The following is a 25,983-nucleotide window of genomic DNA, read 5'->3' on the forward strand; positions in this document are numbered from 1 at the left end:
CCCCTCAAGGGGGAGGGAGGCGGCTGTGGCGATCGCGAGGACCCTCACGCCAGCCCCCTGCTCCCGGGCTTTACCGGGGGAATGGCCGCGAGCTCGGGCGGCAGGTTGTCGGGGGAATAGGCGGGAACCTCGAATTCGAGGAGAGAGACGAGCGGCACGCCGAGGTCGGCCTTGCCGCCGGAGCGGTCGATGATGCAGGCGGCGGCGACCACCTCGGCGCCCAGCGCCTTGACGCAGTCGATGCACTCGCGGATGGAAAGGCCCGTCGAGACGATGTCCTCCACCACGATCACCTTCTCGCCGGGCTCGACCCAGAAGTTGCGGCGCAGCTGAAACTGGCCATCGACGCGCTCGGTGTAGATGGCCGGGAGCCCCAGGTGCCGGGCGGTCTCGTAACCGGGGATGATGCCGCCGACGGCGGGCGAGACTACCTGCGTAACGTTGCCGAAGCCTTCGGCGCGGATCTTCTCGGCGAGCGCCCGGCAGAGGATCTCGGTCTTATCCGGACGGCGGAAGACCAGCGTCTTCTGCAGGAAGAGCGGCGAGCGCAGGCCAGAGGAGAGGATGAAGTGCCCCTCGAGGATGGCGTCGCAGGATTTGAAGACGGCGAGGACTTCGTCTTGGGTCACGCGGGGGCTCCGGGTTTGACGAAACACCCGGATACCCCCCTCCCAGCCTTCCCTGCAAGAGGGGAGGTGTCGCATGGATGTGTCACGATGTTCCAGTCACCACCGGTTGTCATCCCGGCAAGGGCCGGGATCCAGTAACCGCTGGACCCGGTGTATCGCTATCCATTCATTCCCACCGGGTCATTCCCGCGAAAGCGGGACCTCTGTTTCTCTTACAGCCTGCAAACGGAGGTCCCCGTTTTCGCGGGGATGACCCCGGGGGTGTGGGAGTTGCCGTGCCAACTCCGTGCGGCCGGTGTGTACTGGGTCCCGGCTTTCGCCGGGAAGACAGCCTGTGGGGCTACCTGGATAATTCGATCCTGCTCAATGCACCGCCCCGTCCCACTCCAGCGTCGAGATCATCGCCGCTTCGGTGAGACCGCCGCGCTCGACGGCGGAGATGCCGGGGCTGCGTTTCAGGGTCGCCAGCACGTCGGTCAGTTGGGCGACATCGCGCACTTCGATCTCGAAGATCATCTGATGGAAGTCCGGCGAGATCATGCGCATGACGAGATTGTTGATGTTGGCGTCACATGCGGCGATGGCCGAGGAGATCTGGGCGAGCGAGCCCGGCCGGTTGACCGACTCCATGGTGATGATGGCCGGATGGAGCTTGTCCTCGCGCCCGGCGATGTCCCAGCGCACGTCGACCCAGGCGACATCGCTGTCGTGCATAGCGATGAGCGCGTCCGAATGGATGGGATAGACGCGCATGGGCGCGTCCGGCTCGAGGATACCGACAAGGCGATCGCCGGGAACGACCCCTTCGGGCGAGACCTCGACGGGTATGTGGAAATCGAGCCTGGCGAGTGCCTCCTTGGCGCGGGGACCTGCCTTCTGGCCGCCGGGGACGCGGAACTTGAACCAGTCGTTGGCGCGCAGCGCAAACCAGCCGTCGGCCTTGTCGGCGACGGGCAGATCGATCTTCTTGCGGCGGCGGCGCAGGCCTTTGACCTCGGCAAGCTCGGTCGAGAGCGGCTCGCTGCCGATCTTGCCTTCGCCCACCGCGATGAGGAGGTCGCGCTTGCTGGCGTGGCCGAGACGTTCGGCAAGCTGCTTGCCTTCGGCGTCGTCGAGCAGCACGCCCTCACGCTCGAGCATCATGGAAAGGACGTGCTCGCCCAACGCATAGGCGCGCTGGGCGGCGGCGTGGCGCACGGCGCGGCGGATGGCGGCGCGGGCTTTGCCTGTGGCTGCGATGCCGATCCAGTTGGCGGGCGGCAGATGGTTCTGGTCGCGGATGATCTCGACCTCATCGCCCGAGCGCAATTGCGTCACGAGCGGCAGGATCGCCCCGTTGATCTTGGCTCCGACGCAGGTGTCGCCGATATCGGTGTGGAGCGCGTAGGCGAAATCGATGGGCGTCGCGCCGCGCGGGAGCGCAATGAGGCGGCCACGCGGGGTGAAGCAGAACACCTGGTCCTGGAAGAGCTCGAGCTTGGTGTATTCGAGGAAATCCTCGGCCGAGGCGCCGGTGGTGAGGTGCCCGATGGTCGAACGGAGCCACGCATAGGCTTGGCTTTCCTTTTCGAGCCGGCCCATGTCGGCCGAGACGCCATCCTTATAGAGCGCGTGGGCGGCGATGCCGAGCTCGGCGATCTGGTGCATGGCCTCGGTGCGGATCTGCAGCTCGACGCGCTGGCGGCCGGGGCCGACGATGGTGGTGTGGATCGAGCGGTAGTCGTTGTGCTTGGGGACGGAAATGTAGTCCTTGAAGCGCCCGGGCACGACCTTCCAGTGCGTGTGGACTATGCCGAGGGTGCGGTAGCATTCCTCGACCGTGCCGACGATGACGCGGAAGCCGATCATGTCGGAGAGCTGCTCGAGCGCGATCTGCTTGCGCTCGATCTTGTTGAAGATCGAGAACGGCGACTTCACCCGCGCCGAGACCTTGGCCTCGATGCCCTCGGCTTTGAGCTTCTCGGCGAGCTCGGCGTTGATGGTGGCGATGGTCTCGCGGTACTCGGCCTGCATCTCCTTGAGGCGGCGGGTGATCGCCTCGTAGTGGTCGGGCTGGAGGATGCGGAAGGAGATGTCCTCGAGCTCGGAGCGCATATCCTGCATGCCCATGCGCCCGGCGAGCGGGGCATAGATGTCCATCGTCTCCTGGGCGATGCGGGCGCGCTTCTCGGGCGGCATGTACTGCAGGGTGCGCATGTTGTGCAGCCGGTCGGCGAGCTTGACTAGCAGCACGCGCACGTCCTGCGCGATGGCAAGGAGGAGTTTTCTGAGATTTTCGGCCTGGGCTTCCTCACGCGAGACGAGATTCAAGCGCTCGATCTTGGTCAGCCCGTCGACGATGGCGCCGATCTCGGAGCCGAAAAGCTGGTCGATCTCGGCGCGGGTGGCGTCGGTATCCTCGATGGTGTCGTGAAGGAGCCCGACGGCGATCGAGGCATCGTCGAGCTTCAATTCGGTGAGGATGGCGGCGACTTCCAGGGGATGGTTGAAATAAGGGTCGCCCGATGCGCGTTTCTGCGAGCCATGCTTTTGCATGGCGTAGACGTAGGCCTTGTTCAAAAGCTGCTCGTCGACATTGGGGTTATAAGCCGCCACCCGCTCGACGAGTTCGTACTGACGCATCATGAGGTCAACGCGCGCCCCTTGCCGCGCTTGCCGAAACTACCGGAATTCCAGGATCATGCCCCGGCGGCCCCAAACGGACAACAGGCAGCAACGAAAAGGCGCCGGCAGATGCCGGACGCCTTCGATATATAGACGTTACAAAGCGCGGATCAATCGTCGCTTTCACGAGGCCCGCATTTGCCTGAAAAAAGGAATGTGTTACACTGCACACCCTACGCAACACAGGAGGCCGCAATGAGCGAAGCTACGTTCACCTTCCGAGTGGAAGAAGAGCTCAAAGCCAAATTCGCCGAGGCGGCCAAGGCCGAGGACATGACCGGCGCGCAACTGCTGCGGCGGTTCATGCGGGAATACATCGAGCGCCGCCGGGAAGAGGCGGAATATGATGCCTGGTTCCGCCAGCAGGTGGAGATGGGGTTGGAAGCGGTGCGCCGAGGGGACGTAGTTTCCGCGGAAGAAGTTGAGGCCGAGTTTGCAGCCAGGCGGGAAGAAACCCGCCGCAAGCTCGCGGCTTCCGGTAAATGAGGCTTATCTGGGCCACGCCAGCGCTCACTGACCGACGCAAGATTTACTCCCGAATTGGAGCCGACAACCCGAAGGCGGCACTCGACCTCGACGAGTTGTTTGAGCGGCGAAGCTGGCAGTTGTCCGAACATCCGATGCTTGGACGGGTCGGACGCATGGCAGAAACGCGTGAACTGGTCGTGCATCCCAACTATCTGCTCATCTATGAAATCGACGATGAAACCGTCTGGATACTGCGTGTCCTGCATGCCGCGATGAAATGGCCGCCGAAAACGAAAACGCCCGGCTGAGCCGGGCGTTTCTGCATCGGTCAATCGTCGCGGCGCTCGGGGGGAGCGAGGCTTTCGATGGAGCGAAGGAGCTCTTCCTCGCTCATGGTATCGAAGGTAATCGAATCGTCGTCGCCGGCGCTCTCGATCATCGGAGCGGCGTGCTGTTCGGGCTCGTCCACTTCCACGTACTTCTGGAGCGAGTGGATGAGATCCTCGCGCAGGTCGTCGGGCGAGATGGTGGCATCGCCGATTTCGCGCAGGGCAACGACCGGGTTTTTGTCGTTGTCGCGCGGAAGGGTGATCTGCGCGCCCGAGGAGATCATGCGCGCACGATGCGCGGCCATGAGGACGAGGTCGAACCGGTTCGGTACCTTTTCAATGCAGTCTTCAACGGTGACGCGAGCCACGGACGTCTCCATGCCAATTGGGGAATGAACGCGCTCCTTACACGAACGGGCCGGCAGATACAAGTTTTCCTGCGCGGGCCAAAGCGTAGAATGGACACGGCTTGCGCATCGGCGCGCATTCGTGCGAATAGCGCAGTTATCGGATGGGGAGCCGAGGCGCCGGGCAGAGCCCCTCCCGGCGCGTGGAGAAATGGTTTGGGCAGCCCTCGGGCCGGCTAGCCCAACGAGGAGAACGCCCATTGGCAATCGACCCGCGCGAGAAGATCGTCCTCTTTATCGACGGCGCAAACCTTTATGCAGCTTCACGGGCCATAGGCATCGACATCGACTACCGTCGCCTGCTGGCCGAATTCCAATCCAAGGCCTATCTGCTGCGGGCCTACTACTACACGGCACTGGTCGAAGACCAGGAATATTCCTCCATCCGCCCGCTGATCGACTGGCTGGACTATAACGGCTACACGGTCGTCACCAAGCCGGCCAAGGAGTTCACCGACGCGGCCGGGCGGCGCAAGATCAAGGGCAACATGGACATCGAGCTGACCGTCGATGCCCTGGAGATGGCCCCCTTCTTCGACCACATGGTGCTCTTTTCCGGCGACGGGGACTTCACCGCGCTCGTGGCCGCATTGCAGCGCAAGGGCAAGCGGGTGACGGTCGTATCGACGCTCACCACGCAAACGCCGATGATCGCCGACGACCTGCGGCGGCAGGCGGATTTCTTCCTCGACCTCAGCGAGCTCGCCAAGACGGTCGGGCGTCCGCCGGCCGCCCAGCGCGAGGCGGCGCCCGCCGTGGCGGAGAGCGACGAAGAGTAACGACCGCCGCGTTGCCTTCCTTCTCCCCTTGTGGGAGAAGGTGGCGCGAAGCGCCGGGTGAGGGGTAACGGGTTCCCCGCCCCCTCACCCGCCCTTCGGGTACCCTCTTCCGCAAGGGAGAGGTGAACAACTGCGACGTCACAACGAGACGAATGTCCCTCGAACCCTCCCACGACTGTCCGCTCTGCCCGCGCCTCAAAGCGTTCCGCGAGCAGAACCGGGTGCTCTACCCCGACTTCTTCAACGGGCCGGTTCCGGTATGGAAGGGGGAAGAGCCGCGGCTGGCGATCGTCGGGCTGGCGCCGGGCCTCAAGGGCGCAAACCGGACCGGACGGCCGTTCACCGGCGACTATGCGGGGGATCTGCTCTACGCAACGCTGAAGAAATTCGGGCTGGCGACGGGCGAGTACGAGCAGCGGCCGGACGACAGCCTGCGGCTTCAGTCCGCAGCGATCATCAACTCGGTGCGCTGCGTGCCGCCGCAGAACAAGCCGACGCCCGCCGAGATCAACACCTGCCGGCAGTTCCTCATCGCGGCGCTGGCGGACGAGCCGCAGGTGCGGGTCTTCCTGACGCTCGGGCGGATCGGACACGAGTCGCTGCTGCGCGCACTCGGGCTGCGGCTCAAGGACTATCCCTTCGCGCACGGGGCAGAGCACCACCTGCCGGACGGCAGGGCGATTTTCGCCAGCTATCACTGCTCGCGCTACAACACGAACACGGGCGTGCTGACGACCGAGATGTTCGAGGACGTGGTGGGCCGCGCCGCGACGCAGGCACTGGGGTGAGCCCGCCCTCGTGGTTCGAGGCCGCTTCGCGGCACCTCACCATGAGGGCTCAACCTCACCCTTGCTTCAGCAACCGCGATTTCTCGCGGTTCCAGTCGCGGTTCTTTTCGGTCTCTCGCTTATCGAAGCTCTTCTTGCCCTTGCCGAGGCCGAGGAGGAGCTTGGCCTTGCCGTGCTCGTTGAAATAGAGCTTCATCGGCACGATGGTGTTGCCGGCGCGGGCGACTTCGGCGCCTAGGCGCGAAAGTTCCTTTTTTGAGACAAGGAGTTTCCTCGGCCGCTTCTCCTGATGGTTGAAGCGGTTGGCCTCGAGGTATTCGGGGATGTGCGCGTTGATCCACCAGAGTTCGCCGCGCTCGGGCGAGGCGTAGCTCTCGGTGATCTGCGCCTTGCCGAGGCGCAGAGACTTGACCTCGGTGCCGGTCAGGACAATGCCGGCCTCGAGGGTATCGGTGATCTCATAATCGAAGCGGGCCCGACGGTTCTCGGCAACGAGACCGTGGCTGATATAGCCCCTCTTCTCTTTTTTTGCGGTGGCCATTTCTTCGTGATGGGTTCAAGGGAAAACGAGGGCATAACCGCCCTACCCTTGCCAAGCAAGGGGTACGGCATGCCGATGCAGCAGTCGGATCAGGGCGAAGGCTCGGAGCCCTCAGGCCGCAAGATGGCAAGCCGTTCATCGAGCATCGTGCCGAACTCCAGCACAAGGCTGCGCCCCAGATTGTCGATACGCTCCTCGATAGCCGCGAGACGAGCATTGATACCAATCTCGATGCCGTCGGGGATCAGGCGCATCTGGTTATGGAGCGTGTCGAGTCCTTGCAGAGCCTGAGTATGGCGCTGGCGCAGTTCGGCCACTTCGCGACGAACCGCCTGCATCTCGGCAAGGGCCTTCTCCTGCTGCCGGGCAATGAATCCGATGTCTACCGTGTCCGTTGCCATAGCGACGCGCTCCTGACCTGCCTTCATATAGGCGTTTTTGCTTCGTCCGGCAAACGCCTGCCCCTATGCCGCCAGCAGCCCCGCATGGGCCATGGCGGCGTCGATCGCCGCTTCGGTGGGTTTCGAAACCGGCACGAGCGGCAGGCGCAGCTCGTTCTGGCAGAGGCCGAGCCTGGCGGCGGCGTACTTGACGCCCGTGGGGTTGGGCTCGAGGAAGAGGTTCTTGTGAAGCGGTGCAAGCTTGTCCTGCACGGCCAGCGCATCGGCGTAGTTGCCCTGCTGACAGGCGTTCTGCATCTGCGCGCAAAGGCGCGGGGCGACGTTGGAGGTGACCGAGATGCACCCCTGCCCGCCGTGGGCGTTGAAGCCGAGCGCGGTCATGTCCTCGCCCGAAAGCATGACGAAATCGGCGCCGAGCTTGGCGCGGGTGAGGCTCGCCCGGCCCATGTCGGCAGTCGCGTCCTTGACGCCGACGACGTTGGAATGCGCCTCTGCCAGGCGCGCGATGGTGTCGACGGTCAAATCGACGACGGTGCGGCCCGGCACCGAATAGAGGATGACCGGGATGCCGACGGCGGACGCGACGGCCGAAAAGTGATGGAAGAGCCCTTCCTGGTTCGGCCGGTTGTAGTACGGCACGACCGACAGCACGGCGTCGGCCCCGACCTTTTCGGCGAACCTGGCGAGCTCGACCGCTTCAGAGGTGGAGTTGGAACCGGCGCCGGCGATGACCGGCACACGGCCGGCCGCGACTTCGACGCAGATCTCGACGACGCGGCGGTGCTCCTCGTGGCTGACCGTCGGGCTTTCGCCAGTGGTGCCGACGGGAACGAGCCCGTGGGTTCCCTCGGCGATCTGCCAGTCGACAAAGGCCGAGAAGGCTTTCTCGTCGACCGCCCCGTTTGCGAAGGGGGTCATGAGCGCCGTTATCGAACCTCTGAACATTGGCTTTCTATCCTGCTCGTCGTTTTGCCACGTTTAAGCCGCGGGTGGGTGCAAACATCCGCGCCGTCGGGCAGCGCGTGCGGACCGGCGGCTCGGCGGCTCCGCATGAAAGTGGGGCACCATACTTTGCACCGCTGCCGACGACAAGCGCCGCAGGACCGCAAACCACGGCTGACCGCCGACTTTCGAACGCAACCAATTGTTCACCGCAACCGGGTAACGTCCGGTTAACTGCAAGGAGTGGGGCACCTTGTTGGGCTGACAGTTAGGACCAACGGGACGACGCCATGAAAGGCACGCTCATCGCCGGCCTCGTCGCCATCGTTGCGGGCGCCATATGCCTGGCCCCTGCCCCGAATGCGACGGCCAACGATGCGATAGACAGGACCACCACCGGATCGGTGAACGCCGCGGGCGAGCCGGCGGGCGACCCGCGAGGTTCTGCGCGGTTCCGGGCGGCGCTGGAGCTGCTCGCGGACAACAAACCCGCCGAGGCCTACGAGGCTGCACGAGCGCTGACCAATCCCGCCGAGCGGCGCGCGGTGCAATGGGCGGCGATCCGGTTCTTTCCCGAGGACATCAACTATCAGACGGTGGCGCGCTTCATGGCGGATGCGCCCGCCTATGCGCCGGAAAGCCTCTATCGCGCCCGCCTCGAGCAGTCGTTGACGAAAAGCGAGCCTTCCGCCGAAGAGATCGTGCGGATGCTGGACGGCTCGACCCCGGAAACGATCGATGGTCGGATCGCACTTGCCGGCGCGCTGCTCGGCCAGGGTGAGCGGGAGCGGGCACGCGAGCTGGCGCGGAATATCTGGATCGAGAACTTCCTCACCACCGAGCAGGAAGTCGAGGTCATGCAGACCCTCGGGAGCCTCCTGACGGACGACGACCACTGGAATCGCGTGGTGCGCCTGATGATGCACGACCGCATCCGCGCGGCCGAGCGGATCGAAGAGCACCTGACGGCGGCGCAGCGATCGCTGCTGACCGCGCGAGCCGCCACGGCGCGGCGGCAGGACAACGGCAAGGCGCTGCTCGACGCGGTCGATCCATCGCTCCACGATCACCCGGTCTTTATATATACCCGCGTGCAGCGGGCGCGGCTCGCCGGGCTTTACGAGCAGGCCATCGACTGGCTGGACAAGGCCGGCGACGAGCTGCCGGAAGCGGCCGAGTGGTGGTACGAGCGGCGCACGATCACCCGCGCGCTATTGGCCGACGGACAGCCGGAGCTCGCCTATCGCGCGGCGGCCGGATACACGGACGGGCCGGACGGGCGCGTCGTCGATGCGCAGTTCCATGCCGGCTGGATCGCCCTCGCCTTCCTTGACGACGCGCAGGCGGCCAAAGGCCATTTCGAGGCGATGAAGGCGCGGGCGACGCTGCCCGACACCATCACCCAAGCCAATTACTGGCTCGCCCGCGCCAATATCGTGCTCGGCGACTTCGCCGCGGCGGACGAGGCCTATGCGGTCGCGGCGCAGTTCAGCACCGTCTACTACGGGCAGCTGGCGCGCGGCGAACTGGGGTTGCCGAACGTTTCGCTGCGGCCACAGCCCGCAACCGGCGACGCGGAACCGCTGTTCGCGCGGCAGGATACGGTGCAGGCGGTGCGGCTGCTGGCCGCCAACGGCCGCAAGAGCTGGGCGGCGGTGCTGCTGGCCCATTGGGGGACGACCCTGACCGACGGAGCGCAGATGGTGCTGGCGGCGCGGCTTGCCCAGGAGATCGACGCACACAACGTTGCCATCGCCATCGCCGATGAGGCGCGAAAGCGGGGCCATTCGCTCGATCTTTTCGCCTTCCCACGCGACGGGCTGCCGGCGGATGCCCGCTACGCCGCCGAGAAAGCCGCCGTCTATGCCGTGGCGCGCCAGGAAAGCCTCTTCCAGCTCGACGCCATCTCGCATGCAGGAGCGCGCGGACTGATGCAGCTGATGCCGGGCACGGCGCGGGACGTGGCGCGCAAGGTCGGCGTCGACTATTCGAGCGGCCGGCTTACGAGCGATGCGGCCTACAATGTGCTGCTCGGCTCGACCTATCTCTCAGACCAGCTCAAACGCTACGACGGCTCGCTGCTGCTGGCGGCGGCGGCCTATAATGCCGGCCCCGGCAACGCCAACAAGTGGCTGGCGGCCTATGGCGACCCACGCGCGGCCAACGTCGATCCGGTGGTGTGGGTGGAACTCATCCCCTTCCAGGAGACACGCAAATACGTGCAGCGAGTGCTGGGGAACTACCTCGTCTACCGCGAGCGGCTAGGGGACGAAGCCCTGGCAATGGCTGAGGTGATGCGGCGGATTCCCTGACGGATTGGTGCCACGCCCCCGTGGTTCGAGGGTCGCTTCGCTCCCGCCTCACCATGAGGACTACTGGAGGATCGTGCGCTCTCATCAGCCTCATGGTGAAGTGCCGCGCAGCGGCCTCGAACCACGAGGGCGTGGCACTTACCGCTTCACCAGCGCCTTGGCCTGCTCGATCCACTTTTCGCGCTCGATGCGGCCGCGAAAGCTCAGCTGTTCATCAACCCAGGCGGCGTTCTTCTTCGTCCAGCGGGCGATCTGGCTTACGTGGAAAATGCCGAGCTCATTCAGCGACGCTTCGATGCGCGGGCCGATGCCCTTGATCTGCTTGAGGTCGTCCTTGACGCCGTCGCGCGGAGCGGCGAGCGCCGGCGGGCGCGGATCGGCAGCCGGTTTTGCGGCAGGCGGTGGAGCGGGTTCGACAGGTGGCGCAACGGCCGCCACCGACGCGGCGGTTTCTTGCGGGGCTGGAGGCATAACCTCTGCGGCGGGCTTCGGTGCAGCGCGCCGCACAGCCGAGCCGACATAGCAGCCGGCGACGAAGACGGCGAGGAGCAGCAGCGCGACTTCGATGAGATAAGGAAAGGAGAGCCAGGCGGGCATGGTGCTAGTCCTCCGGCGGGTCGAGCGAAACGACGATGCGCCGGTTGAGCTGCTTGCCCTCGCGCGTGTCGTTGGCGGCGATCGGCGCGCTCTCGCCATAGCCGATGGCGTAAAGCCGGGAGGAGGCGACTCCGAGGTCGACCAACGCGGCGACCACGGCCTCGGCACGCGCCACGGACAACGCCAGATTGGCATCGGCGGCTCCGTCGGCGTCGGTATGACCCTCGATATAGATCGGCAGATGCGGACAGACGGACACCATGGCGGCCAGATCGGCGAGTGCCGGATTCGATGTTTCGGCTATGGCGGCCGAGCCGGAGCGGAAGAGGATCGGATTATCCTGCGAGAATGCCGCGAGCTGATCCTCGCACGCCAGGACTTCCGCCGCGGGCGCTTCCGGGGTGTCGGCCGGCATGCTGGCGGAAGCCGGCGGCGGTTCGCTGGTCGGTGGGAGCGGCAACGGGGGCTCGCTCAATTCCAGCGACCATTCGGCGGCGGGAGTGGCGGCCTCTGCCAAAGCCGTAGCGAGCGCGGTTTCATCGGCGCCTTCCGCGAGCGTTCCGGACACCGACCAGCGGGCTCCGTCGAACGCCACTTCGCCCTCGGACAGGCGAGCCAGCACGTCCATGGCGGCGCGCGTATCGAGGATGAAGCCCTCGGGCGCACCGGTGGCGAACTGGGTGGTATCCACGGCCCCCTCGCCGGCGCGCAGCATCAGGATGCGGCGCAGCGGCTCGCCGGGAATATGACCGGAAATCGTGACGATGCCATCCGGACCTTTGCCGGCCGACCAGACGTAGGGATCGGCCGCCGGCGGAGGCGGCGCGGCGGCGGTCGCGCCGGAGGCGACCGGTTCGGAGACTGCAGGCTCGTCCGGCGCGGCAGGTTCGGTGGAGGCGATGACAGCATCAGCAGGTGCTTCTACCGCATCATCAGCAGGTGCCTCCTCCGCAGCAGCGGGAGTTTCCGGCGACGGCAGGATAGCGGGAGTTTCCGGCGACGGCAGGATCTCGTTGCGGGCAAGGACGAAACCCGCCGGAATCTCGGGCTCGGCGAGGACAGCCTCGTCCTCCGGGCTGGCGGCCGTGCCGCTCAATGCGAGCACAGTGCTGCGCAGGCTGAAACGCCCTTCGGACATATGCGCGAGCTGCCCGAGGCCGAAGGTCAGCGCCGCCTCGAAGCCATCGGGCTCGCCTCCGGCCAGCTCGATGCCGGCGGGGTCGATGCCGGGCTGCGCGGAAAGCTGCGTGCGCAGGGCCTCGTTGGGGAGATATCCATCGAGCACCACCCTGCCCTCCGGCGTGCGCACGGCGGTCAGCCAGTAGCCGGCGACGGCGGGCAGCGGCACCTCGACGATGCTGCCGGAACCCTGCGGGCTTTCCGGCTCGGCCTGGGCCAGGAGGTATATCGGTTCGGCGAAAGCCGAAGGGATGGAATCGGTTACGCCGGCTTGTGCAAGCGGTTGATGAGCCCGCGGCGCATCGCCCGCGGCATAGACGGGCATGCAGGCAAAGAGGACGACGCTCGCCCGCACCAGCCACTTCGAGACGATACCGGCCATCGTAATCCCATCAACCCCATGGTTCGCTTCGTTCGGCCGGAAACGACCGGCTCATGAAGTCTTTCACTAGCGCGATTCGCTATCATGGGTTGACCGTTCGCTAACGCTAAGGGACCGTTGGTCAATGAAAATCGACAATAAGATGGCCAAGGGCGGCGCTTCCAACCGCACGCCCCAAAAGCAGAAAGGCCCGGCAGATGCCGGGCCTTTCCGTTCGCCATAAGCGACCCAAACTTAGTTGAAGGTCTTGGCAGCGGTGAATTCACCGCGGTAACCGCCTTCGTCGTTGAACTCGACCTTGGCAGCGGAGGTGAAGCCGCCGCCCGGAGCCCAAGCCACACCGACGTCACCGAAGATGAGGTTTTCGTCGATGTCGATCGGCGAAGCGCCAGCGCCGCCGTTGCCGAAGACGCCATCGCCGAAGTACGTGCCGATACCAGCGGTAAGGGTGATCGTCTCGGTGACAGCAGCCTCAGCGCCGAGGCGGATGCGGACGGTGTCGGTCTCGCCGCCGGTGACGGGGTTGAAGTCGTCACGGAACCAAGCCGCGTCGAGGTTCAGCTTCACGCCATCGATGACAGCAGCGGTGATCTTACCGCCGATGGTGTAGTCGGTCTGGTCGTCGAAGTTCGCCACTTCACCCGACAGGGCGACAGTGAACATGTCGAAGGTAGCTTCGGCCGAAGCAAGAGCGTGCAGAACGCTGTAGCCGAGGTACTTGAAGTCGTCGTCGTAGCCGACAGCGGCGCGGACCTTGAAGATATCGAAGGTGCCGGTCACGCCAGCGTGGACAGCGAACGAGTCGACATCACCATCGAGGACGCCGTAGGCGATACCAGTCAGGTGAGCAGTGAGGGACTCGCCAGCGTAGGAGACAACACCGATGAGGGTGCCGGCTTCGCCACCGCGGACGATGTTCAGGTTCGAATCCTTGTCAACGCCCGGGAACAGCACGGCGCCGTCCTGGGTGTCAATGTTTTCAAGGCCAACGCCGACCGACACGCCGTTACCGAGATCGGAAACGATCTGGATGGCATGGCCGCCGAAGCGACGGTCGTCGGCGTCGATCAGGACACCGCCACCATCGATCTTGTCGCTCATGAAGAGGAAGCTGTAGGGCTGATCGTCGTCCATGTTGGCGATCGAGCCGTCCTTGCCCATCTTGCGCTTACCGGCCATGAGGACGGTGGCGTCGCCGACGCGGACATAAGCTTCATGCAGCTGGACACCGTTGGTGTGGTCGCCACCCTGAACGGCGATGTCGCTCTCGTTGCGGACGCGCCATTCGTCAACCTGACGAAGGGTGATGATCGCCGAAGCGGGGCCGAAGTCAGTGTCGGCGGTGGCAACAGCGGTCAGGTAAGCGCGAACACGGGTATCCCAATCGAGGTTGAGATCGCTGTCCAGCACGTCCTCATCCGGACCGATCGGGTCGACGGTGCCGTCATAGGTGTTGGCAACGTTGAGGCCGGCGCGGTAGTCGCCGTAACGCAGACGGTAGTCGACGCTGCCCGAGATCTGCAGGCAGTTGGTGTCGGACGAGATGGTCAGGCCCGACAGGCCGAGAGCGTCACAGACGTCCAGCGAGGTGAGCACGCCCAGGTCGGCAGCGAAGCCAGCGGTCGAGAGACCGGCAGCCGCGACAGAACCGAGGAAAAGGCTCTTGAGTTTCATTAATTGACCTCCAAAGTCAGTCGTTCTTGGTGCCGGTTACCCAGCGGTTTGCCGAAACGCGACCACACTTGTTCGTGGTGCAGTGTGTTGCCGTCGCGTTGCGACCGACAAACGATCCCATGCATGGATTCGCATTCGCCACTCTACGCATGGTGGGCCCGTACGCAATTGGACAAAGCCCGGTTTGCCACAGTGATGACATGGTTGCCCACGTGTTGTTGCAGATTCAACACACTCTTGGAAACCGTATGTTAACCGGGCTAAACATCGTGTTAATCCCGAGGCGCACCCGCGCCGTTCCCCTTTCCGATGCCCAGGAGCAATGATGTCCGCAAGAGTGGAGTCGGTCAGTCTTTCGCCGAGTCATGCGTTCTCCAAGGCGCCGGCGGAGGCGATCGAACTCGTCGAAGGGCTCGGCGTCGCCGGGGACGCGCATGCGGGGGCAACGGTCAAGCACCGCTCGCGCGTCGCCAAGGACCCGACGCAGCCCAATCTGCGGCAGGTGCATCTGATCCATGCCGAGCTCTTCGAGTCCATCGCGCGCCTCGGGCACAGGGTCGGGCCGGGCCAGATGGGCGAGAACATACTGACGCGGGGAGTGGACCTCCTGGCGTTGCCGACGGGCACGGAGCTGCGGATCGGCCGCGAGGCCGTGGTGCGGGTGACGGGGCTGCGCAATCCGTGCGCGCAGATCGAGGCGTTCCAGCCGGGACTGCTGGCGCAGATGGTCGAGAAGCGCGCGGACGGAACGATCGAGCGTCGGGCGGGGGTGATGGGAATCGTCCTCAAGGGCGGCATGGTGCAGCCGGGGGACCCGATCACCATCGCCCTGCCGCAGGAGCCGCACCGGCCGCTCGGGCCGGTTTGAACCAAAGGACACCACGCGGCGTTTGCCCGCCGGCAGGGTCGCCGGGCAGCGTCGGGGTGCGAGATGAACAGACGGGGGACATCCGCAATGACCGAGGGCAAGGTGGCGCTGGTGACGGGAGGCAGCTCGGGAATCGGGCGCGCAACCGCTATCGGACTGGCAAAGGCGGGCTATCAGGTGGCCATCTGCGGCCGGCGAACCGAGGCGCTGGCCGAAACGGCGCGGGCGGCGGGCAACGCCTTCGCCCAGACCTGCGACGTGACCGATCCCCAGGACGTGGCACATTTCTTCTCGGCGGTGCGCGAACGGTTCGGGCGGGTCGACGTGGTGTTCAACAACGCCGGACGGGCGGCGCCGGCGACCTCGTTCGGGGACGTGGACGTCGCGCTCTGGCAGTCGATGATCGACACCAACCTCAACGGCGCCTTCTATGTGGCGCGCGAGGCGTTCCGCACCATGCGCGACCAGAACCCGCAGGGCGGCCGGATCATCAACAACGGGTCCATATCGGCCTATGTGCCGCGGCCGGGGGCCGCGCCCTACACCGCCTCCAAGCACGCGATCACGGGGCTGACCAAGGCCATCTCGCTCGACGGGCGCGGCTACAACATCGCCTGCGGGCAGATCGATATCGGCAACGTCGCCACAGACATGACGCAAGGCATGACGACCGGGACGCTGCAGGCCAACGGCACCATCCTGCCCGAGCCGACGTTCGAGGTCCGGCACGTGGTCGAGGCGGTGATCTATATGGCCGGGCTGCCGCTGGAGGCCAATGTGCAGTTCATGACGGTGATGGCGACGACGATGCCATATATCGGGCGGGGGTAGTTCCCCCTCATCCGCCCCTTCGGGGCACCTTCTCCCACGAGGGGAGAAGGGGAGGCGCCCCACACGGAACCTTCTTCACATTGGAATTGTCGATAAGTCACCCTCCCTTCTCCCCTCGTGGGAGAAGGTGGATCGCGCCTCTGGGCGCGAGACGGATGAGGGGGCCACACACCTTGCGGTTGTGAGTACATCTCAGGATGTCGCCGGGGTGACACTGGGGGTGGGGTTATTGCCCATCCTCTCGAGATACTTCTTTTTCCCATCAATCCAGACCGCTTCTACGTCGAGACTCTCAGAGAGATGGACAAAGCTCGCCGCCGCGCTCTCGCGTAGAGCGCCGAGACTTTCGCTGATTCCCATCGCCTCGGCCGGATAGAGGCTGGCCATGCGCAGGACCTCGTCGAGCGGCAGGCCGATCTTCGCGTGCATGAACCGGATAGCGTCGATCATGTCGAGGTCGGCGCCGGCAAGGGTGCCGTCGGCGAGGCGCAGCGCCCCGTCGGCGCGGGTGATGGTGCGCCCGTTGAGGGTCAGCGTTTTGATGTCGGTACCAGTCTGCGACATGGCGTCGGTGACGAGGAAGATGCGGCCGGGGCCGCGCTTGGCGCGCAGCGCCACCTCGATCGAAGCCGGGTGGACGTGGATGCCGTCGGCGATGAGGCCGGCATGGACGGCTTCATGCCCAAGCACCGCGCCGACGACGCCGGGTTCGCGGTTGCCGAGCTGGCTCATGGCGTTGAAGAGGTGCGTCGCCATGGTGGCGCCGGCGGCGAAGGCGGCGGAGGTTTGAGCGTGGCCGGCATCGGAGTGGCCGATGCTGACGATGATGCCGGCGGCGGAGAGGGCGGCAATCTGCTCGGGGGTCACCGTTTCGGCGGCGACGGTGACGAGGAGATTGGGCAGGGTTTTGCGCGCGGCGAGGATGCGGGCGAGGTCCGCATCGTCCATCGGGCGGATGAGAGCCCCGTCGTGAGTGCCCTTGCGGGCGAGCGCCAGGTGGGGACCTTCGAGATGGAGCCCTAGGAAACCGGGCACGTGCTCCCGCGCCGCCGCGATGCCGGCGGCGATGGCGCGCTCGTTGACCTCGACGGTATCGGTGATGAGGGTCGGCAGCAGGGCTACCGTGCCGAACTGGTGATGCGCCGCGCAGATGGTGCGGATGGCATCGAGCGAGGGATCGTTGTTGAACAACACCCCTCCCCCGCCATTGACCTGCAGGTCGATGAAGCCGGGAACCAGCATGCCGCCGGGGACCTCGACGCGCGTGGCGTCGGACGGCGCCGAGGCGGCGGGAACGATCCCCGCCACACGCCCGGCTTCGACGACGAGCGCCGAATCCTCGTGCCAGCTCTCGCCGTCGAAGATGCGGGCGCCGAGATAGGCCGTGCGCGTCATACCGTTTCCGTTACCTTCTTGAGCATGGGCGGCGTATCGGGGTTGAGCCCGCGATGGCGGGCCAGGGCCTCCACGAAGCCGTAGAAGGAAACGACGAGGGTCAGCGGATCGGTGATGGGATGCCCGCTGGCGGCGAACGGCAGGCGCGTCGCGGCGCCCGCGCGATCGGAGGTGACGAAGGCCTTGGCGCCCTTGCCGGCGAGGCTGTGGGCCATGTCGGCAACCGACGCTTCGGCGGCGTCGCGGGCGGCGAGCGCCAGTACCGGATAGCCGGGGGTGACGATGGAGACGGGTCCGTGCATCACCTCGGCGGAGCTGTAGGATTCGCCCTGGATGCCGCAGGTTTCCTTGAATTTCAGCGCCGCCTCGTTGGCGATGGCCCAGCCGGGACCGCGCCCGAGCACGTAGAGAGCGTCGTGCCCGTCCAGGGCTGAGATGAACGGCGACCAGTCGCAGTCGATGGCGCGGGCGAAGGCGTCCGGCAGCGCGGCGACGGCATTGGAGAGCGCCTTGTCGTCGGCCCAGCGCGACAGCAGGGCGAGCCCGGCGACGACGGAGGTCACGAACGTCTTGGTGGCGGCAACACTCCGCTCGACGCCGGCATGAAGATCGATGGTGAAATCGGCGGCCTCGGCAAGAGGTGAACCGGCCGTGTTGGTGATGGCGATGGCAGTCGCCCCGCCCTCGCGGGCAGCGCGGGCCATGCCGACGATGTCGGGGCTCTTGCCGGACTGGGAAATGGCGATGGCGACGGCCCGGTCGAGCTTCAGCGGCGCGCCGTAGATGGAGGCGACGGACGGACCGATAGAGGCGACCGGCAGGCCGAGGGTCAGCTCGATGGCGTATTTGAGGTAGGTCGCCGCGTGATCGGAAGAGCCGCGCGCGATGGTGGCGACGACGGGCGGCTGGCGGTCGCGGAGCACCGCGGCGGCCTCGGCGACGACATCGGCGCTTTTATCGAGAAAGTGGGCAACGACGCCCGGAATTTCCTCGATCTCGCGGCGCATATGGGTCTTCTCGGTCAAGTCTGGCTGCTCCCCTGGGCTGAAGAGTCGCCGATGCGCAGCTCGGCGACGAAGTCATAGGCGTCGCCCCGGTAGACGGAGCGGGTGAACTCGACCACCTTGCCGGTGGCCAGATACGAGATGCGCTCGATGTGGAGACCCGCCGCCCCTACCGGCACGGCCAGCAGGCGCGCCTCGCCCTCGTCGAGATTGGCGGCGCGGATGCGCTGGATGGCGCGCACGGGGCGATTGCCGCTCTTTTCGAGATGCGAATAGAGCGAGCTGGTGACGGCGGAGGGATCAGGCAGGAGCGTGGTCGAGAGCGCCGCGCGCTCGATGGCGAGCGGCGTCTCGCCGGTGAGGCGCAGGCGCGAGACGCGCGAGACCCGGTCGCCCGAGGAGAGGCCGAGAACGATGGTCTCTTCCGGAGACGGCGCATAGATGCCGCGGTCGAGCCATTGCGAGCGCACCGACATGCCGCGGCGGGCCATGTCCTCGGTGAAGGAGGTGAGCTGGGAGAGCGATTGCTCGACGCGCGGGGTCTGCGGGGCGACGAACGTGCCCGAGCCGTGACGCTGGACCAGGACGCCGTCCTTGACCAGCTGCTGGACGGCCTTGCGCACGGTGACCCGCGAAACGTCGACACGCACAGCGAGATCGCGCTCGGAGGGCAGCGCGTCGCCCGGCTTGATCGCGCCGCGGCTGATGGCGCCCTCGATCCAGCGTTTCAGCTGGAGATAGAGCGGCCCCCCGGTCGGCACGATCACCGGGTCCGAACCGAATATGCTCTCGGTAACGTCGCTCACCAGATCCTCTCCCGCCTCACGCTGGCGCTACCGGGCGATGCATCAACTCCCGGCGCTTGGCAAGGCCGGAATGCGGAATCGACCCCCCGGACGGCATGATACCAATAAAATACCATTTACGCGATCAGGTTGCGCCATGCGGGCGGATTGCGGCCAATGACTGCGGAAAAGCGGCATGGTTTGCCCGCCCGTTACACCGATATGCTGCATTGCGGGCGTGGTGAAGACAAGTGGTATTTTTTTGGCATTATCTCATGGGCTTTCGAGGAAGCCCTACGGGGACCTGCCCCCGTATGTAGCTTCCAAGGCATCGAAGGTTTCCTGCAAGAGCGCGGTGATGGGTCGCTTGCCGCCCTCGCTGCGCCAGGCGGCAAGCGAAAGGCGGGAGGCCCCGACAGCGAGCATCGCCACCAGCCGCAGGGAGATTTCACTCTCCGATGGCCATCGCTCACGCAGGGCGGCGAATAGCGTCGCTTCGTCCCGCATGTAGCTTGCCTGCTTCCTGGCCTGCACCGCTTCGCTCGACAGCATCAGGCGGTCGATGGCGGCCAGCTCCTCGAGCGAGTAGGAGGCGGCGAGCTCCACCATCGCATTGCGCACTGCCTCCAACGGCCGTTCGGTGGCCGGTTGCCGCCCCAAGGCAGCGACAAGGCTTTCCCCGAGACCGCTCTGCAGGGACAGCAGAATTTCATCCTTGGACTTGAAGTAGTGGAAGAAAGTTCGCCGGGAAATGCCGGCTTCGGCCGCGATCGCGTCGAGGGTGGTCGCGTCGTAGCCGTTGCGGCTGAAGAGCCTCAGCCCCGCATCGGTGATGCGCTGGCGGGTTTCCCGGCGCTTGCGTTCACGCACGCCCCCGCTCCGCGTGGCTGGCTCGTTGGATTGCGTCACGGCATGACACCTCTTGAAAAAATTGCACCCAGTGCAATATTATGATTTTTGCACCGAGTGCACATTTCAGCTGAAGGACATGAGCGATGGCAAAATGGACGGCGTCGGATATCCCCTCCCAGGAAGGCCGTTCGGCCATCGTAACCGGCACGGGAGGTCTCGGGCTAGAGGATGCTCTGGCGCTGGCACGGGCGGGTGGCGAGGTTATCATCGCTGGCCGCAATCCTCAAAAGGGCACGGAGGCGCTTGCCAGGATCCGCAGCGAAGTCCCGTCGGCAAACATAAGGTTCGAGCAGCTCGATCTCGCCAGCCTCAAGTCGGTGGAAGACTTCGCCGCGAGAGTGGGGCGGCAGCGGGAAAGCCTCGACCTGCTCATCAACAATGCCGGGGTGATGGTTCCGCCAAGCCGGCAGGAGACCTCGGACGGTTTCGAGTTGCAGTTCGGCACCAATTATCTCGGCCACTTCGCGCTCACGGGGCATCTGATGCCGCTGCTGCGGAAGGGCAAGGATGCGCGGGTCGTCTCGCTTTCGAGCGTCGCCGCGCGGCAGGGCAAGATCGATTTCGACGACCTGCAATCGCAGAAGGCATACAACCCGATGCAGGCGTACAGCCAGTCGAAACTGGCCTGCCTGATGTTCGCTTTCGAACTGCAACGGCAAAGCGATGCGGGCGGATGGGGTCTCGCCAGCATCGCGGCGCACCCCGGCATTTCCCGAACCGACCTGTTGCACAATTCGCCCGGCCGCTGGAGCCCGTCCGGCCTCGCCCGATCCTTCCTGTGGTTCCTGTTCCAGCCCGCCGCGCAGGGCGCACTACCGACGCTCCATGCCGCCACGGCGCCGACCGCGAAGGGCGGCGCATACTATGGACCGGACGGGATGGGCGAAATGCGGGGGTATCCGGGCTTGTCGAAGGTCCCGCCCCAGGCGGCGGACCAAGCCGTCGCCGAACGACTCTGGCAGATTTCCGAGGAACTTGCGGGCGTCGCGTTTCGAGGCGGCGTCGTTCCCAGTCAAAACTGAGGGTCTGCCCCCCTTATGAAAGCATCGCAGACCCCTCACCCTGATTTTCCGCTGGACGCGGAAATCTGTCCCTCTCCCACGAGGGGAGAGGGTTGGGTGCGTAGACCGATGCAGTTACGTCAGCCGAACTCGACCATTACGGTCGCGATCTCGAAGGGACGCAGGTCGAGCTGGACGGTGTTGCCCTCGACCGCGAGCGGCTCGCCGCCTTCCTCCATCAGGTTGACGAGCTTGGCCGACTTGACCGGCAGCCCGAAACTGATGGTGGGGCTGGCGCGGCGGTTGGCGTGCTCGAAGACGCGCAGCACCAGGGCATCGCTCTTCTCGGCTTTCTTGACCGTCTCGATGGTGACGGTCGGCGCGTCGACCTTGGCGAAGGAGAACGCGGCGTCCGTCCCCTGCCCCGCGCTTGCCCCGTCGCCGAGGACGGCGACGGGGTTGTTGAAGCGCTCGGCGGCGCGATGCACTTCGTGGAGGTCCGATAGGCCCTCGTGGACGAAGAGCGCGTAGCGCAGGCGATGCTCGCCGATGTCGGCCTCGGGATGCGGGTGGGTCGAACCGCGTACCAGAGTCAGGCGGACGAGTTGCTCGAGCGCGTCATAGGCGTACTTGCAGTCGTTGAGGAGCGCGGCGCCGAAATCGGGCTCGGAGATGTCGACCCAGCGGTGCATCGAGGCTTCGAAGCGGGCGCGATCCCAGCTGGTGTTGCGGTGGGTGGCGCGCTTGACGTGGCCGAACTGGATCTCCGAGCGGATTTCCGAGACGTTCATGTCGAAGGGGAACAGCGCCTTCACCACCGTCTGGCGCTCGTGCCAATCGATGAAGGTGTCGAACTCGACCTGCCGCGCGCCTTCGGCGAGCGAGACGACCTGCACGAAGCGGGATTTCTGGTAGGGGCGCTCGATGCGGATGGCGGCGCGGTAGGGCCCCTCCTCCACCACTTCGATCGTTGCCGGGCCATCGGCGAGCGGCCAGGACTGCTCCTCGAAATACCAGTCGATGTCCCAGGCGTCCCAGTTCATCGACTTGTCCTCGTAGGCGACGAGGCGGTTGGCGGTCTTGCCCTCTTCGATGAGCTCGCGCCCGCTCGCCTTGTCGACGAGCGAAGTGATCTCGCCCTTGCCGTCGAAGGCGACGCGGATAAGGGCGTTCTCGAGGTGGGTCCTGGAGACCGAGAGGCTCGACGCCGGGGCTGTGCCACCGGCAGCAAGGCCGGCGCTGGCCCAGCCGAGGGCCGGCAGGCTGGCCGCAGGCGCGGCGTAGCGGGTTTCGCCGCCGGCGCAGACGAGCTTCTGCAAGGGTGAGGCCTTGCCGGCGGCAACGAGCGCCCTGCCTTCGAGGCCGTTCCCTTCAAGCGCGACAAGCTCGCCGGGGCGATCCTGGCTGGTGAAGTTGAAGAGGCGCAGCTCCCCGGCAGCAGGCCTGGTCGCCGCATTGGCGGCGGTGATCCAGGGGCCGTTGGCGGAATCGAGGGTCGAGAACAGCATGCCGTATTCGGCATCGGAGTCGACGTAGACCTCGGGTATCGAGGTGCCGGGCAGGATGTCGTGGAACTGGTTGATGAGCACCAGCTCCCAGAACTCGTTGAGCTTCTCGGAGGGATACGCGAGACCCGCCTGGGCGAAGGCCATGCTGGAGAGGAACTCGAGCTCGCGCAGGCGCCGCTCGGCCTTGCGGTTGTTGGCCTTGTTCTTGGCGACCGAGGTCAGCGTGCCGCGGTGATACTGGAGGTAGAGCTCCCCGTTCCAGGTGGGGAAATGGTTCGCCTCGTCGTCCATGCGCTTGCCGAGGCGGTCGAGGAAGGGAACGATGCCCTCGAGCCTGACCTTCGGGGCGCCGGGGATGCCGCGTTCGAGGCGGATGCCGCGCTCGACCATGGCGCGGGTCGGCCCGCCGCCGCCGTCGCCATACCCGTAGCAGAGCAGCACTTCGTCGCTGACGGCCTTGGGCTCATAGCGCTTCCAGGCGCCCATGACCTCGGAGACAGAAAGGTCCGAGTTGTAGGTGGTGAAGATCGCGTCGCTCTCCATGCGCTGGGCGGTGATGAGCTGGGCCTTGGTGACCGTGCCGTCGATGCCGCGCCAGAAGAAGGTGTCGTAGGGGTGCCGGTCGGTGTCGTTCCAGGAGAGCTTGGAGGTGACGAAGTAGTCGAGGCCCGATTTCTCCATGACCTGCGGCAGGTTGGCCGAATAGCCGAAGGTATCGGGCAGCCAGACGCATTTGGGGGTGACGCCGAATTCCTCGATGTGGAAGCGGCGGCCGCGCATGATCTGGCGTACCAGGGATTCGCCCGAGACGATGTTGACGTCGGGCTCGACCCACATGGCCCCCTCGATCTCGAACTGGCCGGATTTGACCTTCTTCTTCAAGCCCTCCCAGATCTCGGGGTAGTCGGTCTTGATGAAGTTGAAGAGCACCGACTGGTTGTACATGAAGACGAAGCCAGGGTACTCGGACATGAGGTTCAAGACCGTGGCGAAGGAGCGCCCGGTCTTGTCGCGCGTATGCATGACGCGCCAGAGCCAGCCGACGTCGAGGTGGGTGTGGCCGACGGCCGAGATCACCGGCTGCACCTCGGTATCGGTGAGCTTGTAGATATCGGCGGCGATTTTTTCGGCGTCGCCGAGGGAGGCCTCGAGCTCGGGCGTGACGGCGCCGCGTCGATCGAGGGCGCGCAGGGCCTTGTCGACAAGGTCGAGGATGGCGTGGCGGCGCGCATCGGTCTGCGGCAGGTAGGTCGCGACCTGGAAGGGCGTCACGAGATCATAGTAGAGCTGCTCGACGCGCTCGTTGCGCACCAGGTACTCTACCCCGAAGCCGGCGAGCGGGCGGTCGAAGAAGGTGAAGGCGTTGACGAGGAGCGTGTGCTTTTCACCGGCCTTGGCGTTGCGGGCGATGACCAGCTCGTTGTGGTTGCCGTCGAGGGCCTGGGCGACGTGGCCATCGAGATAGGCAAGGCACTGCGGGTCGGTGGAGCCCGGACGGCTCTGCCACTGCGAGGTGAAGCGCAGCACGAACGTCTTGCCGGCGGCTTCCGCCGGCACCTCGATCTCGGCGGCGAACCAGGTGTGGCCCTGCTTCTTGGACCAGACGGTGCGCTGGGTGAATTCGGGCCAGCCGCGCCAGTCGGCGCCGAGCGCCTGCGCGGCGTTCTCGATGCCCTCGCTGTAGCGCCAAGCGATCTCGCCGGGCACGGGGGTCAGGATCTTGCGGGCGAGATCGTCGCAGAGGCGGGCAAGCTTGCCCTCCTGCTTGATATCGTCGGTCAGAAGGCCGAGGCGCTGCGCAAGGGGATTCGTAGTCGTCATCCTTTAACTCCAACACCGGCGAAACCCGTGTTCATGTTTCGCCGTAACAGGAAATACACGCCGATCGCCGGCGCCGCGTAGATAATCGAGAATGCCGCAAGGAAGCCGTACTGGATGGCGCCCTGCTGGCCGAAGGCGGCGTAGAGGCCGACCGACATGGGAAAGCCGCTCTCGGTGCGCGCGAAGATCAGCGGCAGCAGGAACTCGTTCCAGGCGCCGGTGAAGGAGAAGAACCAGACGACGGCGATGCCCGCGCGCGAAAGCGGCAGGACGATGCGCCGGATGATCTGCCAGAGGCTGGCCCCCTCGACGAAAGCGGCCTCCTCGAGCTCGACCGGCACGGTGTCGAAGAAGTTCTTCATGAGCAGCAGGGTAAACGGCAGATTGAGGATGGTGAGCGCGACGATGACGCCCATCAGGTTCAGGAGGCCCGTAGCCTGGGCGGTGAAATACAACGGCACGATGACGCCGGTCGCCGGAAGCATGCGCAGCAGCACCAGCAGCCACAGGAACGTGTTGCGCCCGGGAATATTGAGCCGCGAAAGCGGATAGGCGGCGGCAATGGCGACGACGACGGTCAGGGTCGCCGTGCCGGCGGCGAGGATGATCGAGTTGATGAACTGCCGGCCGGCATTGCCCGAGAGCGCATCGGCGAAGTTGTCGAGCCCGATGGTCTGCGGCAATGCGAGCCGGCCGGTGGCGGCCGGATTGAAGGCGTTGAGGATCAGCCAGGCGAAAGGGCTGACCCAGATGAGCGCGACCAAGGCGAGCGCGAGCGCGTTGAGGCGCGAAGCGGTGGCGTTGGGTCCCATCACTTCGGCTCCCTGAGCATGCGCAGATAGAAGAGCGAAAGTACGCCGACGATGGCCAGCATGGCGACGGATATGGCGCTGCCGTAGCCCAGCTTGCCGGTGGAAAAGCTCTGCTCATAGAGGAAGATGGCCAGAACGGTCGTCTGCCGGCCGGGGCCGCCGCCGGTCATCGCGTAGATCAGCGGGAAGTAGGTGAAGGTCCAGATGGTGATGAAGAGAAGGTTGGTGGCGATGTGCGGGCGGATCATCGGCAGGATGACGCGCCAGACCCGCTGGAACGGCGTCGCGCCATCGACCTTGGCGGCCTCCACCACCTCGCGCGGGACGGAATCGAGGGCGGCCGAGAAGAGGAGATAGGACCACGCCGTGCCCTTCCAGATATTGGCGATGATGACGACGGGCAGCGCGTAGGTGTTGATGAAATTCACCGGGTTGAGACCCAGCGGCACGATGATCAGCGTGTTGATGAGGCCCGTCGGCGAGGTCGTCGCCGACCAGAGGAACGCGGCGACGATATCGGGCAGCAGCCAGCCGAGCATGATGGCGACCTCGATGACCGAGCGCAGGCCCGAGGTGGCGTTGCGCAGGGACGCGGCGAACAGGAACCCGATGACGCTCTGACCGACGATCGCCGAGAAGAAGACGAAGACGCCCGTAGTCCACAGCGCCTCGAGGAATCCGCGGCGCGTGAACAGGCGCTGGTAGTTGTCGAGGCCGACCCAGGACCATTCGACGGATTTGCGCCCGACGAGCTCGAGATCGGTGAAGCTGAAGGTGATGGCCCAGAAGGTGAAATAGAGCAGCGCGCCGATAAGGACGAGAGCGGGCAGCATGCCGGCGAACAGCAGCCAGCGGCCCGAGGACAGCATGGGGGAGGTTTTCAGGCGCATGGGGAATGCTCCATGCGAAAGCCTGGGGCAGCCTCCCCTCCCCCTTGAGGGGAGGGGTCGGGGG

General features: G+C 65.6%; 24 protein-coding genes. 8 read left to right on the forward strand and 16 right to left on the reverse strand.

The window, feature by feature from the left end; all coding sequences use genetic code 11:
* Positions 1-44: 44 nt before the first annotated feature.
* Positions 45-629, reverse strand: a complete 585-nt coding sequence (pyrE, locus tag VE25_RS00490) for an orotate phosphoribosyltransferase (protein WP_046106617.1) — start codon at positions 627-629, stop codon at positions 45-47.
* Between the two features lie 363 nt (positions 630-992).
* Positions 993-3,254: a RelA/SpoT family protein gene (locus VE25_RS00495; RefSeq protein ID WP_046106618.1), complete on the reverse strand. Its 2,262-nt coding sequence runs from the start codon at positions 3,252-3,254 to the stop codon at positions 993-995.
* A gap of 234 nt (positions 3,255-3,488) precedes the next feature.
* On the opposite strand from VE25_RS00495, the gene VE25_RS00500 reads away from it, so the two are divergent.
* The gene (locus tag VE25_RS00500) at positions 3,489-3,779 is read left to right on the forward strand and encodes a ribbon-helix-helix protein, CopG family (protein WP_046106619.1); all 291 of its coding nucleotides are present in this window, start codon (positions 3,489-3,491) and stop codon (positions 3,777-3,779) included.
* Positions 3,776-4,069 carry a type II toxin-antitoxin system RelE/ParE family toxin gene (locus VE25_RS00505; RefSeq protein ID WP_046106620.1) on the forward strand — a complete coding sequence of 98 codons (294 nt, stop codon included), beginning with the start codon at positions 3,776-3,778 and terminating at the stop codon, positions 4,067-4,069. The genes VE25_RS00500 and VE25_RS00505 overlap by 4 nt, the downstream gene beginning before the upstream one ends.
* 20 nt (positions 4,070-4,089) lie before the next feature.
* On the opposite strand, the gene rpoZ is transcribed toward VE25_RS00505, so the two are convergent.
* Positions 4,090-4,458: a DNA-directed RNA polymerase subunit omega gene (gene rpoZ, locus VE25_RS00510; protein WP_046106636.1), complete on the reverse strand. Its 369-nt coding sequence runs from the start codon at positions 4,456-4,458 to the stop codon at positions 4,090-4,092.
* A gap of 239 nt (positions 4,459-4,697) precedes the next feature.
* Here rpoZ and VE25_RS00515 point away from each other — a divergent pair, with 239 nt between their 5' ends.
* The gene (locus tag VE25_RS00515) at positions 4,698-5,276 is read left to right on the forward strand and encodes a LabA-like NYN domain-containing protein (RefSeq protein WP_244466830.1); all 579 of its coding nucleotides are present in this window, start codon (positions 4,698-4,700) and stop codon (positions 5,274-5,276) included.
* Positions 5,277-5,428: 152 nt separating this feature from the next.
* Entirely contained in the window at positions 5,429-6,064 is a 636-nt protein-coding gene (locus VE25_RS00520) for a uracil-DNA glycosylase (RefSeq protein ID WP_046106621.1), read from the forward strand.
* 55 nt (positions 6,065-6,119) lie between these two features.
* Here VE25_RS00520 and smpB read toward each other — a convergent pair whose 3' ends face one another.
* The 3 genes from smpB to dapA all read right to left on the reverse strand — a co-directional run bounded on the left by smpB (position 6,120) and on the right by dapA (position 7,951).
* Positions 6,120-6,605, reverse strand: coding sequence for an SsrA-binding protein SmpB (gene smpB, locus VE25_RS00525; RefSeq protein ID WP_046106622.1), 486 nt, complete (start codon positions 6,603-6,605; stop codon positions 6,120-6,122).
* Between the two features lie 89 nt (positions 6,606-6,694).
* Positions 6,695-7,006, reverse strand: coding sequence for a hypothetical protein (locus VE25_RS00530; RefSeq protein WP_046106623.1), 312 nt, complete (start codon positions 7,004-7,006; stop codon positions 6,695-6,697).
* Positions 7,007-7,069: 63 nt separating this feature from the next.
* A complete protein-coding gene (dapA, locus tag VE25_RS00535; RefSeq protein WP_046106624.1) occupies positions 7,070-7,951 on the reverse strand; it encodes a 4-hydroxy-tetrahydrodipicolinate synthase in 882 nt (293 codons plus the stop codon).
* 287 nt (positions 7,952-8,238) lie between these two features.
* Here dapA and VE25_RS00540 point away from each other — a divergent pair, with 287 nt between their 5' ends.
* Complete coding sequence (locus VE25_RS00540; protein ID WP_052731634.1) at positions 8,239-10,260, forward strand: lytic transglycosylase domain-containing protein; 2,022 nt, start codon at positions 8,239-8,241, stop codon at positions 10,258-10,260.
* 138 nt (positions 10,261-10,398) lie between these two features.
* Here VE25_RS00540 and VE25_RS00545 read toward each other — a convergent pair whose 3' ends face one another.
* From VE25_RS00545 to VE25_RS00560, 3 genes are all read right to left on the reverse strand, one after another.
* A complete protein-coding gene (locus tag VE25_RS00545; protein WP_052731635.1) occupies positions 10,399-10,857 on the reverse strand; it encodes a helix-hairpin-helix domain-containing protein in 459 nt (152 codons plus the stop codon).
* A 4-nt stretch (positions 10,858-10,861) separates the two neighbouring features.
* A complete protein-coding gene (locus tag VE25_RS21590) occupies positions 10,862-12,418 on the reverse strand; it encodes an OmpA family protein (protein ID WP_052731636.1) in 1,557 nt (518 codons plus the stop codon).
* Between the two features lie 234 nt (positions 12,419-12,652).
* The gene (locus VE25_RS00560) at positions 12,653-14,092 is read right to left on the reverse strand and encodes a porin family protein (RefSeq protein WP_046106627.1); all 1,440 of its coding nucleotides are present in this window, start codon (positions 14,090-14,092) and stop codon (positions 12,653-12,655) included.
* A gap of 325 nt (positions 14,093-14,417) precedes the next feature.
* On the opposite strand from VE25_RS00560, the gene VE25_RS00565 reads away from it, so the two are divergent.
* On the forward strand, positions 14,418-14,960 hold the full coding sequence (locus VE25_RS00565; RefSeq protein ID WP_152664459.1) for an MOSC domain-containing protein: 543 nt from the start codon (positions 14,418-14,420) through the stop codon (positions 14,958-14,960).
* A gap of 87 nt (positions 14,961-15,047) precedes the next feature.
* Positions 15,048-15,791 (forward strand): SDR family oxidoreductase, encoded by a 744-nt coding sequence (locus tag VE25_RS00570; RefSeq protein ID WP_046106629.1) that lies wholly within the window; start codon positions 15,048-15,050, stop codon positions 15,789-15,791.
* A 192-nt stretch (positions 15,792-15,983) separates the two neighbouring features.
* Here the strand turns inward: VE25_RS00570 and nagA are convergent, their stop codons facing one another.
* The 4 genes from nagA to VE25_RS00590 all read right to left on the reverse strand — a co-directional run bounded on the left by nagA (position 15,984) and on the right by VE25_RS00590 (position 19,845).
* Positions 15,984-17,186, reverse strand: coding sequence for an N-acetylglucosamine-6-phosphate deacetylase (gene nagA, locus VE25_RS00575; RefSeq protein WP_046106630.1), 1,203 nt, complete (start codon positions 17,184-17,186; stop codon positions 15,984-15,986).
* Positions 17,183-18,193, reverse strand: coding sequence for an SIS domain-containing protein (locus VE25_RS00580; RefSeq protein WP_046106640.1), 1,011 nt, complete (start codon positions 18,191-18,193; stop codon positions 17,183-17,185). The genes nagA and VE25_RS00580 overlap by 4 nt, the downstream gene beginning before the upstream one ends.
* Before the next feature lie 14 nt (positions 18,194-18,207).
* Positions 18,208-18,996, reverse strand: coding sequence for a GntR family transcriptional regulator (locus VE25_RS00585; RefSeq protein ID WP_046106631.1), 789 nt, complete (start codon positions 18,994-18,996; stop codon positions 18,208-18,210).
* Positions 18,997-19,269: 273 nt separating this feature from the next.
* Complete coding sequence (locus VE25_RS00590; protein WP_244466831.1) at positions 19,270-19,845, reverse strand: TetR/AcrR family transcriptional regulator; 576 nt, start codon at positions 19,843-19,845, stop codon at positions 19,270-19,272.
* A gap of 125 nt (positions 19,846-19,970) precedes the next feature.
* Between VE25_RS00590 and VE25_RS00595 the strand changes: the two genes are divergently transcribed.
* Positions 19,971-20,909: an SDR family oxidoreductase gene (locus VE25_RS00595; RefSeq protein WP_046106633.1), complete on the forward strand. Its 939-nt coding sequence runs from the start codon at positions 19,971-19,973 to the stop codon at positions 20,907-20,909.
* A 119-nt stretch (positions 20,910-21,028) separates the two neighbouring features.
* Here VE25_RS00595 and VE25_RS00600 read toward each other — a convergent pair whose 3' ends face one another.
* Genes VE25_RS00600 through VE25_RS00610 form a run of 3 tightly spaced genes read right to left on the reverse strand, consistent with a single transcriptional unit; the run spans position 21,029 to position 25,919 of the window.
* The gene (locus tag VE25_RS00600) at positions 21,029-24,217 is read right to left on the reverse strand and encodes an alpha-mannosidase (RefSeq protein ID WP_052731637.1); all 3,189 of its coding nucleotides are present in this window, start codon (positions 24,215-24,217) and stop codon (positions 21,029-21,031) included.
* Entirely contained in the window at positions 24,214-25,029 is an 816-nt protein-coding gene (locus VE25_RS00605; RefSeq protein WP_046106634.1) for a carbohydrate ABC transporter permease, read from the reverse strand. Before VE25_RS00605 ends, VE25_RS00600 begins: the two co-directional genes overlap by 4 nt.
* Complete coding sequence (locus VE25_RS00610; RefSeq protein ID WP_046106635.1) at positions 25,029-25,919, reverse strand: carbohydrate ABC transporter permease; 891 nt, start codon at positions 25,917-25,919, stop codon at positions 25,029-25,031. The genes VE25_RS00605 and VE25_RS00610 overlap by 1 nt, the downstream gene beginning before the upstream one ends.
* Positions 25,920-25,983: the final 64 nt, after the last annotated feature.

The organism is Devosia geojensis (assembly GCF_000969415.1).
Taxonomy (GTDB): domain Bacteria; phylum Pseudomonadota; class Alphaproteobacteria; order Rhizobiales; family Devosiaceae; genus Devosia; species Devosia geojensis.